The 12,796-nt window shown below is 59.1% G+C and carries 15 protein-coding genes and 1 tRNA gene; 6 read left to right on the forward strand and 10 right to left on the reverse strand.

Going from position 1 to position 12,796, the window contains the following annotated elements; all coding sequences use genetic code 11:
* The first annotated feature begins 152 nt into the window (after nucleotides 1-152).
* A complete protein-coding gene (locus ACRRQW_RS18320) occupies nucleotides 153-644 on the forward strand; it encodes a hypothetical protein (RefSeq protein ID WP_438483070.1) in 492 nt (163 codons plus the stop codon).
* Nucleotides 645-671: 27 nt separating this feature from the next.
* Here ACRRQW_RS18320 and ACRRQW_RS18325 read toward each other — a convergent pair whose 3' ends face one another.
* The 4 genes from ACRRQW_RS18325 to ACRRQW_RS18340 all read right to left on the reverse strand — a co-directional run bounded on the left by ACRRQW_RS18325 (nucleotide 672) and on the right by ACRRQW_RS18340 (nucleotide 3,746).
* Complete coding sequence (locus ACRRQW_RS18325; RefSeq protein WP_438483071.1) at nucleotides 672-1,316, reverse strand: phosphoribosylanthranilate isomerase; 645 nt, start codon at nucleotides 1,314-1,316, stop codon at nucleotides 672-674.
* Nucleotides 1,313-1,780, reverse strand: coding sequence for a DUF3291 domain-containing protein (locus ACRRQW_RS18330; RefSeq protein ID WP_438483072.1), 468 nt, complete (start codon nucleotides 1,778-1,780; stop codon nucleotides 1,313-1,315). Before ACRRQW_RS18330 ends, ACRRQW_RS18325 begins: the two co-directional genes overlap by 4 nt.
* Before the next feature lies 1 nt (nucleotide 1,781).
* Nucleotides 1,782-2,876: a DegT/DnrJ/EryC1/StrS family aminotransferase gene (locus ACRRQW_RS18335; RefSeq protein WP_438483073.1), complete on the reverse strand. Its 1,095-nt coding sequence runs from the start codon at nucleotides 2,874-2,876 to the stop codon at nucleotides 1,782-1,784.
* Between the two features lie 69 nt (nucleotides 2,877-2,945).
* Nucleotides 2,946-3,746, reverse strand: a complete 801-nt coding sequence (locus ACRRQW_RS18340; RefSeq protein ID WP_438483074.1) for a uroporphyrinogen-III synthase — start codon at nucleotides 3,744-3,746, stop codon at nucleotides 2,946-2,948.
* Nucleotides 3,747-3,809: 63 nt separating this feature from the next.
* On the opposite strand from ACRRQW_RS18340, the gene ACRRQW_RS18345 reads away from it, so the two are divergent.
* Complete coding sequence (locus tag ACRRQW_RS18345; RefSeq protein WP_438483075.1) at nucleotides 3,810-4,814, forward strand: hypothetical protein; 1,005 nt, start codon at nucleotides 3,810-3,812, stop codon at nucleotides 4,812-4,814.
* Nucleotides 4,815-4,869: 55 nt separating this feature from the next.
* Here ACRRQW_RS18345 and hemC read toward each other — a convergent pair whose 3' ends face one another.
* From hemC to ACRRQW_RS18365, 4 genes are all read right to left on the reverse strand, one after another.
* Nucleotides 4,870-5,724 carry a hydroxymethylbilane synthase gene (gene hemC, locus ACRRQW_RS18350; RefSeq protein ID WP_438483076.1) on the reverse strand — a complete coding sequence of 285 codons (855 nt, stop codon included), beginning with the start codon at nucleotides 5,722-5,724 and terminating at the stop codon, nucleotides 4,870-4,872.
* 47 nt (nucleotides 5,725-5,771) lie between these two features.
* Nucleotides 5,772-6,017: a GIY-YIG nuclease family protein gene (locus ACRRQW_RS18355; protein WP_438483077.1), complete on the reverse strand. Its 246-nt coding sequence runs from the start codon at nucleotides 6,015-6,017 to the stop codon at nucleotides 5,772-5,774.
* An 87-nt stretch (nucleotides 6,018-6,104) separates the two neighbouring features.
* A tRNA-Val gene (locus tag ACRRQW_RS18360) sits at nucleotides 6,105-6,181 on the reverse strand.
* 164 nt (nucleotides 6,182-6,345) lie between these two features.
* The gene (locus ACRRQW_RS18365) at nucleotides 6,346-7,374 is read right to left on the reverse strand and encodes an aspartate-semialdehyde dehydrogenase (RefSeq protein WP_438483078.1); all 1,029 of its coding nucleotides are present in this window, start codon (nucleotides 7,372-7,374) and stop codon (nucleotides 6,346-6,348) included.
* A gap of 9 nt (nucleotides 7,375-7,383) precedes the next feature.
* On the opposite strand from ACRRQW_RS18365, the gene ACRRQW_RS18370 reads away from it, so the two are divergent.
* The 4 genes from ACRRQW_RS18370 (at nucleotide 7,384) to ACRRQW_RS18385 (ending at nucleotide 11,145) form a co-directional block, all read left to right on the forward strand.
* A complete protein-coding gene (locus ACRRQW_RS18370) occupies nucleotides 7,384-7,911 on the forward strand; it encodes a L,D-transpeptidase family protein (protein WP_438483301.1) in 528 nt (175 codons plus the stop codon).
* A gap of 67 nt (nucleotides 7,912-7,978) precedes the next feature.
* On the forward strand, nucleotides 7,979-10,063 hold the full coding sequence (locus ACRRQW_RS18375; protein WP_438483079.1) for an ATP-dependent DNA helicase: 2,085 nt from the start codon (nucleotides 7,979-7,981) through the stop codon (nucleotides 10,061-10,063).
* 37 nt (nucleotides 10,064-10,100) lie between these two features.
* The gene (locus tag ACRRQW_RS18380) at nucleotides 10,101-10,814 is read left to right on the forward strand and encodes a PP2C family protein-serine/threonine phosphatase (protein WP_438483080.1); all 714 of its coding nucleotides are present in this window, start codon (nucleotides 10,101-10,103) and stop codon (nucleotides 10,812-10,814) included.
* A gap of 22 nt (nucleotides 10,815-10,836) precedes the next feature.
* Complete coding sequence (locus tag ACRRQW_RS18385; protein ID WP_438483081.1) at nucleotides 10,837-11,145, forward strand: molecular chaperone DnaJ; 309 nt, start codon at nucleotides 10,837-10,839, stop codon at nucleotides 11,143-11,145.
* 78 nt (nucleotides 11,146-11,223) lie between these two features.
* Here ACRRQW_RS18385 and ACRRQW_RS18390 read toward each other — a convergent pair whose 3' ends face one another.
* Together ACRRQW_RS18390 and ACRRQW_RS18395 are read right to left on the reverse strand one after the other, a co-directional pair.
* Nucleotides 11,224-12,147, reverse strand: coding sequence for a nucleotidyltransferase family protein (locus ACRRQW_RS18390; RefSeq protein ID WP_438483082.1), 924 nt, complete (start codon nucleotides 12,145-12,147; stop codon nucleotides 11,224-11,226).
* A gap of 87 nt (nucleotides 12,148-12,234) precedes the next feature.
* Nucleotides 12,235-12,741 carry a response regulator gene (locus ACRRQW_RS18395; protein ID WP_438483083.1) on the reverse strand — a complete coding sequence of 169 codons (507 nt, stop codon included), beginning with the start codon at nucleotides 12,739-12,741 and terminating at the stop codon, nucleotides 12,235-12,237.
* Nucleotides 12,742-12,796 lie beyond the last annotated feature (55 nt).

Raw genomic sequence — 12,796 nt, forward strand, 5'->3', positions numbered from 1 at the left:
AATCGTAACTAATCGGAAAATTACCTATTCACGACTCAGCTTCGCTCCACGAGACCACACGGTTTCGGACGTGTCATTAATCGCACCGCCCGACCATGCGCTCCGCAAATTATCCCCACGCCCCGTTGCCGTCCTCGCCTGCTAACTTCCCTTTGGCTCGTTTCTGGCAAAGCCTGTCCGACCCGAACCAGAGGCGCACCAGTTACCTCGCTCGCGCGTGGTTCCTCGATGTGCCGCTGACTTTATTGATCGTCGCCGCGTTCAACTTCATAACGCATACCCCTTGGCCGGACTTCTCCAGTTTCTCGCTGCCCCGAGTGTTGTTCGCGATGTGCTTCTTCGCGCCAGTCGCGGAGACGTTGCTCATGGTGCCGCTCTTTTGGCTGATCAGGGTTTTTATCAAACGTGAAGAATTCGTGCCCCTCGCCTCTGCGCTCATGTGGGCCGGATTCCACTCGCTCGCCGCGCCGTGGTGGGGCCTGCAGATTTTTTGGAGCTTTTATATTTTCTCCATGTGCTACGTCACCTGGCAAAAACGCTCCACCTGGCAGGCCATCGGCATGACGGCTGCGTTGCATATTTTGCATAACTGCGTGCCCGCAGTCTTCCTCGTTTTCTCACGCGTCACCCACAGCGCACCTTGATCAAAGCGCCCGGCGATATTTTCACCCTTAGAGCGTCTTCATCGCCGCGGCCAACGCGTTCAGTTTCGCCGGGCTTTTGATTCCCGGTGACAACTCTACGCCGCTGTTCACGTCGATCCGGTTCGCACCCGTGGCGCGGATAGCGTCGACGACATTGTCCGGCGAAAGTCCGCCCGATAGAATCCAGTGGTGCTGCGGATGCTGCAGGCGATGACGTTTAAACTTCCCCCAGTCCCCCGTCTTACCGGTGCCGCCGATTTTGTCTTTGTGAAATGTATCGAGCAGGAACGTCTGCGCGAACGGCAACCATTCGGGCGCGACATCGACACCCACGGGCAGACGCGGGGCGAGCCACAGTTCATCTTTACCAACAACCTCAGACCACATCGCGATGGTTTCGAGAGCGGTGTCGACGTTGAAGTGGATCTGGTAATGCTCGAACCCGAGCGCCAACTGCGCGGTGAGTTCATCGCGCGTCGGTTCAACTGAAACCGCCACGCGCCGGCGCTCAGGCAACAGGTTTTTCATCGCTTGGTATTGTTGCGCAGCGACGCAACGCGGAGATTTCGCGTAGAAAATAAATCCTAGCGAGTCCGCCCCAATGGCGTCCGCCGCTTCCGCGTCCACGAGCGACGTGATGCCGCAGACTTTGATGCGAATACCGTTGATCATGATGTGCTCCCTTCAGTTGGCGCGTGAAACGGTTCGCGGAATGTGAAGGCGCGTTCACTGGGGCCGCGTTCGTCCAAGAGAGCCAGACGTTCTTTTGCTTCCGCGACCGTTGGAACGTGGCCCGCGGGAATCCACCATAGCGCGAGGTGCGCCGTCTCGGATTTCTCGAACCAGTTTTGCCGGCGAGCAAAAAATTTTCCGTGCACGCTCCGGTAAACGTAGTGCTTCAACAACTCCACGTTGGTCCATACGGACATGTTCACCAATATCAGTGGATCCGGAAACGCCTGAATAGAAGTCGCGTCGCCGCCGGTGTCTTTCAACCGCCAGACAAACCCGGGACTACTTTCGGCGAGCGCGTTTATCTCGGTAAGTGCCGCGGCAAATTCGGCCATGCGCGGGTCGTCCATCGGAGCGACGATGCGCCCGATGTTGATCTGCGCAAGGTGCCACGCGGCGGCCATTTCAAAACGAATTCACCGACGCGATTACATGCGCGACCTGTTCGTCGGTCAGTTCCGGAAAGATCGGCAGACTCACGCAGGTCGCGCTGGTCTTCTCCGCGATCGGTAAACTCCCTTCCTTGTAGCCGAGCGACGCATAACACGGCTGGCGATGCATCGGGCCGGGATAAATGATTTCCGTGCCGACACCGTTTTTCTCCAAGTGCACGCGCAGAGCATCGCGTTGTGGATGCAATAGTGTAAACTGATGCCACACGCTTTCGCCGTAGGCCGGCACGATCGGCAACTGCACGTCGCTGCGCGTGATACCGGCGCGATACTTCGCGGCGATTTCACGGCGGCGCGCCGTCCAGCCCGCGAGTTTCTTAATCTTGATGTTAAGCACCGCACCCTGGAACCCATCCATGCGGAAATTAAAACCCACTTCCGTGTGCGAATACCGTTTCGGCGACCCGTGCACGCGCAACAACTGCGCCTGGTCCATGACCGCCGCATGCTTCGAAACAAACGCCCCGCCCTCGCCGCACGCGCCGAGATTTTTCGTCGGGTAAAAACTGAACGTGCCGCAATCACCAATCGCGCCCGCCGGTTGGCCGCGATACGTCGCGCCGACGGACTGCGCGCAATCTTCCACGACGAACAAATTATGCCGTTTCGCGACCGCCATGATTTCGTCCATGCGCGCTGGCTGGCCGAAAATGTGCACGACCACGATGCCTTTCGTTTTCGGGGTGATCGCTTTTTCAATCGCCTCCGGGCTGATGCACCACGTGTCGGCGTCGATATCGACGAACACCGGCGTCGCGCCTACGTAGCTGATGCCCCAGCAACTCGACGCGAACGTGAAGGGAGTCGTGATAATCTCATCGCCCGGCCCAAAACCGCCGGCGATCGACGCGACGTGCAACGGCGACGTGCCGCTGTTCATGCCGAGCGTGCGGGAGTAACCGAGCGTCGCGCTGAAGGCCTGCTCGAAATTTTCCACGTCCTTGCCGAGACAGAAACGTGTGTGGTCGTAAGTGTCGGCGAGCGCCGCGAGGACTTCGGTGCGAATGGCTTGGTGCTGAAGCTTGAGGTCGAGAAACGGGACTTTCATTTTGGACCGCTAATCTTCGCTAATTTTCGCCAATGTGAAGCCTGCAATCGTTAGCTACGATGGCGGCAATTAGCGTTTTGCCAGCGCCTGATTCAACGCTTCGAGCAATGAATCCACGTTGGCCTCAGTCGCTTCGAAATCGATGGGCAGGCCGAGTTGCTTCATCGCCGCGGTCGTGCTCGGGCCGATGCTGCCCGTGAGCGGGCGCTTCGCCTTGGCGGCGAGCTTCAGCGCTGGCGCCTGGTCGAAAAACGACTGCACCGCAGACGGACTTGCGAACAAGATCGCGTCCGCGCCTTTCGCCCGGAAATCGCCAGCCACGGGGTCTTTCGCGAGATCGGTTTCTTCCGTTTTGTAAACGGGCAACGTGTCGACGATGGCGCGCGCTTCCTCGAGTTTCTCGACGAGCGCTTCGCGGTTTTTGTTACCCGTGATGACGAGCACCTTGGCGCTGTCCATGCCTTCTCGCTCGATCAGCGCCTTGGCAAGTTCTTCGCCGCTGGCCTTCTTCGGCTGGATTTCCACGCGCAGGTATTTCTCGCGAACCGCCGCGGCGGTCGCTTCGCCCACGACTGCGACGCGCATCAGCCCGAAGGAACGGATGTCGTCATAGATGCGGTGGAATTCCTCGAAAAAATATTTCACGCCATTCACGCTCGTGAAGACGATCCACTCGTAGGTGCCGATTTCCTGAAACACCTCGGCGAGCGTATCCAAGTTAACCTCTTTGCTAACTTGGATGAGCGGCAGCTCGATCACCTCGCCGCCCAGCGCCTCAAGGCGGGCGCGCCATTCAGTCGCCTGCTCACGCGGACGGGTTACCACGATGCGCCGACCGGCGAACGTTTGCTTGGACGGTGTCTGCTTCATAAAGGATTAAGCAGCAAGCCGCGCATGGGGCAACGCAAGCCCTTTTTGCCAACTCGACTCAGCATGGCGAGTCGTCGTCACCTCTATGTCATCATTCGAGTTTGCCCGTTTCTGCCCATCGCGTATGCCCGATGGAAATACGCGATGCATTACCCCACGATGCTGCTCCGGCATTCGCCGCTTCTAATTTTGTTTGCCCTCGCTCCGGTTGTGAAAGCGGAGAAGCCGGTGCTCGCACGCAGCACCGTCTCAAGCGATTACCTAAAAAATCGCCGGGTCGACGGAAAGCTTCAGCCACAAACCTACGTGTTCATGACCGGTCGCCATTTCGCGGGGAATCGGCATGACCGCAGTTTGGAAAAAACCTCCTTCCGGACGATTGCCGAGCGCCTGGCCCAGGATCTCCGTTCGCAGGAATTTTATCCCGCCGCTTCATTGGCGAAAGCCGATCTGCTTCTCGTCGTGCATTGGGGTGTCACCGCAGGCAGAAACCGCGATTCCGTCGCGATGTCCATGAGCGCTGAAAACATTGCCGGCATGAATATCGACACGCAGGAAGCGCAGCGCACATTGGACGAAGCGATTGCCGCGGGCGATTTCGCGAAAGCGGGCGAAGCGCGGGATAATTTGGCCTCGCTGGCAAACCAGACCAAATCCGAATACGAGACGATCGCGAGCAGCGCCTCGTCGTCGAACGGTGAAGACAGTGCCTCGCTGCTCGGGCTGACGGCGGCGCTCCGCGGGGAGGATAAAAGCCTGTTTGAATATGAGCGTCGAAAGACGCTTTTCGAAATGACCCAAGAGGAATGCTACTTCGTGATCGTGGTGGCTTACGACGCGCCAACGCTGCTCAGCACCAAAAAATTAAAGCGCGTGTGGACGATGCGCACGAGCATCAACTCCGCCGGCGTCAACTTCCACCAAGCGCTGGATCGCATCGGCAATGTCGCGAGCCTCTACTTCGGCATCCCGCAGGACAACGTCGCTTTCGAATATCCCAAAGATCGCAAGCGCACCGAGAACGTCACACTTGGCGAGTTCATCGTGCTAGGCCCCGTCACCCCGTGACGATATTCCAGCTAGACGCGCATGCAGAAGAGGCCCCGCTTCAGGCGGACCGAGCTTAGACCTTAAACCCTAACTCTTGGAGAATGCGCATCGCGCTGCGTTGGGGCTCGTCGAAATCTTTTTCCGTAAGTCGCAACGCGTGAATGCCAGTGTTTTCGTGAAAAAAATAAAGCCTGTCGTTCGTGACGTGCGCCCCAAAGGCAATCTGGCAGCCGCCGCCGAGTAGGTTCTGGAAAATGCGTTCGAAGTTGACCGCTTTCGCCACATTCGCATCGAGCAAGGGCGCGAACTTCACTGCATCGGCGTCGCGACATTGCACCGCGATCGCCCCCTGCCCGACCGCCGGCACGCTTTCTTCAAACGACAGCGGACGAAACGTGAGCCCCGGCCACTCTTTGATCCCCAGACGATTCAGCCCAGCCGCCGCGAGCACCGTCGCATCAGCCTGCCCCTCGGCGATTTTGCGCAAACGCGTGTCCACGTTGCCGCGGATCTCAGAAAACTGCGCCGCAGGAAAAAGCCGCGCCAATTGCAGCCGACGACGCGGACTCGCGGAAGCAATCGTCGCCGGTTCAGAGACGTTTTGCCGTAAGACCAACACATCGCGCGTATCTTCGCGCGGCAGATATCCGGCGACAGCGAGGCCGGCGGGATTCTGGCCGGGCAGATCTTTGCAACTGTGCACCGCGACATCCGCCTCCCCACGCAGCAACGCCTCTTCGAGTTCCGCCGTGAAAAGTCCCTTGCCGCCCTTTTCTGCGAGCGACCATTCGAGTTTACGATCTCCGGTCGTGACGATTTTGAGCAGTTCGCACTCCGCGCCCATTAGCTTTTCTCGAAAACGCGCCGCGACCATCTCCGTCTGCGTGAGCGCGAGCGGACTTTTGCGAGTGGCGAGGATGAGTTTCATGGGGAGTATTTACTAAGCAGGCTATTGGGACGGATGGAAAACGAATTTCACAGGCGTTTTTTCGCAAATGCGCGCCCGGAAGCAGTCTTGAGATATCTCTCGAAATCTGCGGCACGCTTTCGGTCGCGAAAGGCGACCGCGCTCTTGATTTGCCACGGACATTTTTTCGCGGTGTGCGACACATCGCCGGCGTTATGCTTGGCGAGACGCTTTTTCAGGTCGTCCGTGAGACCGACATAGTAAGCTTCATCGTCCAAAGGCTCTAAAATGTAGACGTAGGAGAAATCAGTCATGGAATGCTTTAGGCCCGTCTTCGCTCACACTTCGACGCGGCAGCCTTCGCGGCTCGCCGAGCCGTAGCTCGCCTCGCGAGCGAAGGCTGGTGGACGCTGAGGGACTCGAACCCCCGACACCCTCGGTGTAAGCGAGGTGCTCTAACCAACTGAGCTAAGCGTCCAGTAGAGCCGACCAACGAAAAGCTATCGCCCGACCGGCGCAAGGGCGAAGTGTGCAAAGCCAAAGCCGTGTCATTAGAGGCGGGGCCATCAGGCCCCGTGTGTTACGGCCAGCGAACAGCAGGTCTCGCGGGGCTGATGGCCCCGCCTCCAAAAAAGCGAAGACTTAGGCGCGCAGCGGAATCCCGAGCGCGATCATCTTTTCGGCGGTCTGAATTGCGTTGAGCGCCGCGCCTTTCCAAAGGTTGTCGCCGCTCACCCATAGCGCGAGGCCGTTGTCGAGCGCAGTATCGAGGCGAATGCGGCCCACGCCGCATTTCTCTTTGCGACTGTAAGCTAGCGGCGTCGGATAAAGTTTCTTTTCCGGCTCGTCGACCAACTCGGCGCCTTCGAAGGCCGCGATGGCTTTGCGGGCAGCTGCTACGGAAACCGGGCGCTCAAACTCGGCATTAATCGAGATCGAGTGCGCCCGCACCACAGGCACGCGGATGCACGTCGCGGTGACCTTGAGATCGGGCAATCCGAGAATCTTGCGGCTCTCGAGACGCATCTTGGTTTCTTCACCGGTATAACCGTCCGGGCCAAACGAATCGATGTGCGGGATGAGATTTTGGAAAATCTGATGCGGATACACCTCGTGCGTCAGCGGCTGCTTGGCGACGTAGGCCTGCGTTTGTTGCTCAAGTTCCACGACAGCGTCGGCACCGGTGCCGGATACGGATTGATAGGTGGCGAAAATCACGCGCTTCAAACCGAAGGCCTTGTGCAGCGGATAGAGCGCCATGAGCGCCACGGACGTTGAGCAGTTGGGGCTCGCGATGATGCCTTGGTGGGCGCGAATCGCGTCGGCATTAATCTCCGGCACCACGAGCGGCACCTTCGCGTCCATGCGAAACGCCGAGCTCTTGTCGATGACTAGACAGCCGCGCTTCACCGCTTCCGGCGCGAGCGCTTTCGTGACGGAGCCACCTGCCGCAAAAAATGCGACGTCGAGGCCCGTAAAGGCTTCGGGCGTGGCTTCCTGCACGGTGATTTTCTTCCCGGCGAAATCGATGCTCTTGCCCGCGGAACGCGCCGAGGCCAGCGGCCGCAGCTCCGCGAGGGGAAATGCATGGGCCTGCAATAAAGCAATCAGCTCTTGACCGACTGCTCCGGTGGCCCCGACGATACCGACTCGATAGGAATTATTACTCACGTGAATGAAATGTTAGAACGGGTTAAACAAAAGTGCGATGCGCTGGGAATCAAGCCCTCTCGTCGTGTCATAGGTGTCAGTATCGCGCAGCAGCGGCTGATGTTTTTCGATGATTGTGTGCTGCAAAAGAGCCACATCGTCTCCACTTCGCGTCGTCCGCCCTCGAATATCAAGGACTCCCTCGGCACCCCGCGCGGCCTCCACCATATCGCGGAAAAAATCGGCGCCGGGGCGCCTCCGGGCACCGTGTTCAAGGGCCGCGTGAACACCGGCCTGCATTTTAACGAATTGGAAGACGACGATCTCGCCAAATACCTCATCACGACCCGCATCCTTTGGCTCCGCGGCAACGAGGCCGGCGTCAATCTCGGTGGCAACGTCGATACCCACGACCGCTACGTCTACATCCACGGCACCAACCACGAGGACAAACTCGGCACGCCCGCCAGCAGTGGCTGCGTGCTCGTGAACAGCATTGAGTTGATCAATCTCTACGACCAAGTCCGCGTCGGCGACCTGGTGTGGATCGAGGACTGAGTTTTGTCGTAAGAATTAGTAAGAGAAGAAGTTTGCTGCGAAGCTGACACGGCTACTCATTCAGCGCGTGATTGGCTTAAACGACGAACTCAGCTCACCCGCGGATCACGGCCTCAAGCCGACCCGCGTGCGCGAGCTTGCGCGTCACGTCTTTTCCGAAACCGGCCCAATCTGTGAAACCCTACGTCTCGAGCATCGCTTGGAACAGGAAACCATGGCCATCGCCGTGGCGCGGGCGATGCGCGACGACGAACCGCTGCTGTTCGAAGCCGGCACCGGCGTCGGTAAATCGCTCGCCTACTTGATCCCTGGCATCATCCACGCCGTCGACCAAAGCCGGCAGATGATCGTCTCGACGCACACGATTTCACTCCAGGAACAGATCGAAACGAAAGACCTGCCAATCTGCCGCAAAGTATTTAACGCCGATCCCACGCTGGCGCCCTACGCGAAATTCAAATCGACCGTGCTCGTGGGTAAATCGAACTACCTCTGCACCACGCGGCTCGCGCACACGCTCGCGGATCGAGCGACACTGTTCGCCGACGCCGATTACGAGGAACTGCAGCGCATCGCCACGTGGGCGGATACGACCGACACGGGCCTGCGCCACGAATTGAAACCGCCGCCCCGCCCCGAAGTCTGGGATGCGGTTAACGCCGACTCCTCCGCGTGCTCGCGCAAGCACTGCGATTGCGAAAAATGTTTTTACCAACGCGCCCGCGCCCGCCTCCGCACCGCGCAAGTCGTAATCGTGAATCACGCGCTGCTCTTCGCGTTGATCAACGCCGGCGGCGCGCAAGCGCAAGGCGCGACCACGGATGTGCGCGGCGTGTTGTTTCCTGACGATTTCGTCGTGCTCGACGAGGCTCACACCGTGCCCGAAGTCGCGACCAATAATTTCGGCTTGTCGCTGAGCAGCTACGGAGTGGATCGCGCGCTCAAGCATTTGTTTAACCCGCGCACCAAGCGCGGCCTTTTTCGCAAACACGGAAGCACCGACGGCCAGCAACTCGTGCTCGATGCCTTGGAAGCATCGCAGCAATTTTTCGATTTCATCGCGACCAAACTGCTCGCTCAGCGTCCCATCTTGCGCATCCGCGAAGATGGCGCGGCCGAGCCGATGCTTGATGGCCCGCTCGGTGCGATCCACCGCTTGCTCGCAAAACTCGCCGATAAACTCGAAGAAGGCCGCGAGCGTGACGAGCTCCTCGATCAGAAAAATCGGATCAAGTCCGTCCAAGCCGGCCTCACCGAATGGCTCACGCTAGGTGACAAAGGCCATGTTTACTGGACGGAACGCGGCGGACGGAAGCAGACGATCGTCTCGTTACGCAGCGCGCCCATCGACGTCGCACCGCAACTCCGCAAACACCTCTTCGGCTGCGGCACGAGTGTCGTTTGCACCAGCGCCACGCTCGCGATGGGCGGTAGCATCGAACCGCTCGCGCAACGCATGGGCGCTGACAACGCCCGCGCCGTCGCGGTGAAATCGCCTTTCGATTACGAGCGCAACATGCGCGTCTATGTCGCTGCGGACGTGCCCTTGCCTTCGCCCAACGAGGCGCGACTCGCGCTGGATATTCTCACCGACTACATCGATTTTTGCACCGCGCGCGTCACCGGCGGCACGCTGGTCTTGTTCACCAGCTACACCGACATGCGTGCCATCGCGCAAAAACTTGAACCAGTATTTCGCGCCGCCGGCCGGCCGTTCCTGATGCAAGGCGCCGATCTGTCTCGCACAGAATTGGCCACCCAGATGCGCACACTCGGCAACGCCGTGCTCTTCGGCACCGACAGCTTCTGGACCGGCGTCGACGTGCAAGGTCAGGCATTGTCCCAAGTAATCGTTACGCGACTGCCCTTTGATCCACCGACGCATCCGATCACCGAGGCCAAATGCGAACACATCCGCGAGGCCGGCGGTAATCCTTTCAACGACCTCACGCTGCCCGACGCACTGATCAAGTTCCGCCAAGGCATCGGCCGGCTCATTCGCAGCAAAACTGACCGCGGGCTCATCACGATTCTCGATTCGCGAACTCTCGCCAAGCCCTACGGACGGGAATTCCTCGGGTCTCTCCCGACGCAAAACTACGAGCGCCTAAACAGGGAAAATCGCGCCAACCTTTTTCGGCCTTTCCCTTGAACTCCGGCCCGCAGTTGCTTCACTTGGTCAAAATTTGATGAAGCTGCGTTCCCATGGACACTCTGATATCGGCTGCGTGCGCTCGGAAAACGAAGACAGTTTTCTGTGTAACGACACGTTGCACCTCTACGCCGTAGCCGACGGCATTGGCGGTCTCCCCGCCGGCGCGCAGGCCAGCCAGCAGACCGTGTTTACGCTGGAGAAATTATTCCGCGAACAGCCCCCGGGCCAACGCATCGACTACGCGCACGTCTTGAGCGAGGTGAATCGCACCGTCTTTGAGCTCGGCCACCGGATCAGCCCGCGCTTTGGCATCGGTTCCACGCTCACGTTTGCCCACCTCGTCATGGGCCGCCTGCACATCGGCCACGTCGGCGATTCCACCGGGCTGCGCCTGCGCAACGGCTCGCTCGAACAACTCACGACCGATCACACGATCGAAAACGAAATCAAAGAGCGCACCGCGCGTGGCGAATCGCTTGCCGTCTTGCTGGAGAATCGCGCCGCACTCACCCGCTGCATCGGCCAGCCGCCACCGCTGACGGGGCAATGTGTTTCTTATCCGCTGCAACCCTTTGATCGCATCCTGCTCGCGAGTGACGGGGTGAGCCGTTTCCTGTCGCCGACGGAGATCAAGCAGACAATTGCCGAGACCAACAACCCCACCGACGCCTCCAAGAAATTAATCAACATGGCCAACGAGCGCGGCGGCCTCGACAACGCGACCGCGGTGTTGATTTACGTCGATTAAGCGGAGTCGGTTGAGGATTTTGATGTCTCGTTCACAGCAATTCGCCGACCTCGTCGCCAAGCAGCCGGAAAACGAACTTTTCCGCTTCAGCCTCGCGCAGGCGCTGCTCAACGAAAATCGCCCCGCCGATGCGGTTGAGCACCTCGAACGCTGCTCGCGCAAAAAATCCGAGTGGATGATGCCGCGCATTCTTCTCGGAAAAGCCCTGGTTGGTCTCGGTCGAAAAATCGAAGCCAAGCCCTGGCTCGAAGAAGCGCTCGCGTTGGCTGTCGCGCAGACCCACGAAGATCCGGAGCGCGAGCTCCGGGCAATCTTGGCGGAGATTGGTTGAGGCGGTAGGAGGGCTTCATGCCCCCGATTAACCAGCCTTCAGTTTTAAATCGGGTCACAAAAGCCTCTACCCCGAATTTCACACACCCCAAAGCGGGGAAGGATATTGCTTCGCCGCGACGAGCGCCTGCACCGCGGATTGCGACGCGGCCAAATCTTCGCGGTAAGTGATCCCGAACCACGCGTCATTGCTCTTGAGAAGTGCGACTTCAGCCTCGCCCCGCTCGTTGAGTGTGCTGATCGAGGTCGGCAGGTAAAACTCCGCCTTCGGTTCGTTGCCGTTCTTGGCGAAGAAATCCGCGAAGAGTTTTTCCAGCTGCGGAAATACTGCCGGCGTAAATCCCCAGAAATTCATTGAAACAATTTCCTCGCCAGTCAGCTGCTTCATCACGCCGCTCGCATCGGTGTATTGGGCGCCGCCCGCCGCGAGTTTTTCAATCTTCGTGATCTCGGTGATATTTTTCAGCCGTTCCTGCGCATCGGTCGCGCACAATCCGCGGCTGACGGTGCCGAATTCCGACAGTGTTTGCTTCAGCGGATAGCCGACCATCGCGTAGCTCGGTTTCACGGTCGCGCCCGTGCGATCGAAGTGTCGGGCCAGTTCCGCATAGCCCGAAGCACCGTAGAAATCATCGGCATTGATCACCGCAAACGGCCCGCGCACCGCTTGCTGCGCAACGAGCACCGCGTGGCCGGTGCCCCAAGGTTTCGTGCGAGCGCCGGCTTCGCGCCCGGTTGGAAGATTCGAATCCAGTTCCTGATAAACGTAGCTCACGTCGATGCGCGATTCGAGACGCTTGCCGATGCTCGCGCGGAAATCCGCTTCGATGTCTTTGCGGATCACGAGCACGAGTCGGTTAAATCCTGCGCGCAAGGCATCGTAGATGGAATACTCGATGATGAGTTCACCGGCCGGCCCGACCGGCTGAACCTGTTTCAAGCCGCCAAAACGGCTGCCCATGCCCGCTGCGAGGATCACCAAGTCGTAAGATTTAATCGCCATGCCCGCTATGTCGGCAAAGCCCGCGACACGCGGCAACAGAATAGAAACGCGAAGTCGCCACGCAACGCCCGCAAGCCGATCGCGCGTTTAACGGGTCGGGAAATCCTCGCCCAGCTTGCCCTCGCCTGCCGTGGCAAGTTGCTTGCCGTTCAGATCCACGAGCGGCGTGTGGCAGGTCATCCAGTAATCGTGCAAAACCTTCAACTGCGAGCGCAACTCCGGCAACGAGGTCGGCTTCACATGATACGAACTCGCGCCGAGATGATAGCTCTTCTTTACGTCATCCGGATCGGCCGACGACGACCAAATAACCGTTGGAATGATGCCATAGTCGGGGTGACGCTTAAGGTAGTCCAGCACGGCAAATCCATTCACGCGCGGCATGTTGAGATCGGTCATCACAAATGTCGGGTAAACATACTTCGTGCGATCAGCGAATTTCCCTTCACCCTTCATGTAAGCGATCCCCTCCTCGCCACCGCGCGCGAGGTAGATGGGCTCAGTGACCCCGACGTCCCGGAACGCTTTTTCGATAAAGAACAGGTCGTTTTCGTCATCATCCACGATGAGAATCGTTGCGTGGTATTTTTTCATGGCAGCGCCGACGCAGCGCGCCGGGGATTGAGAATAATTACGCCGCGATCTGCGG

Origin of the sequence: Oleiharenicola lentus (assembly GCF_051660365.1) — a bacterium.
In the GTDB taxonomy this organism is placed as follows: Bacteria; Verrucomicrobiota; Verrucomicrobiia; order Opitutales; family Opitutaceae; genus Lacunisphaera; species Lacunisphaera lenta_A.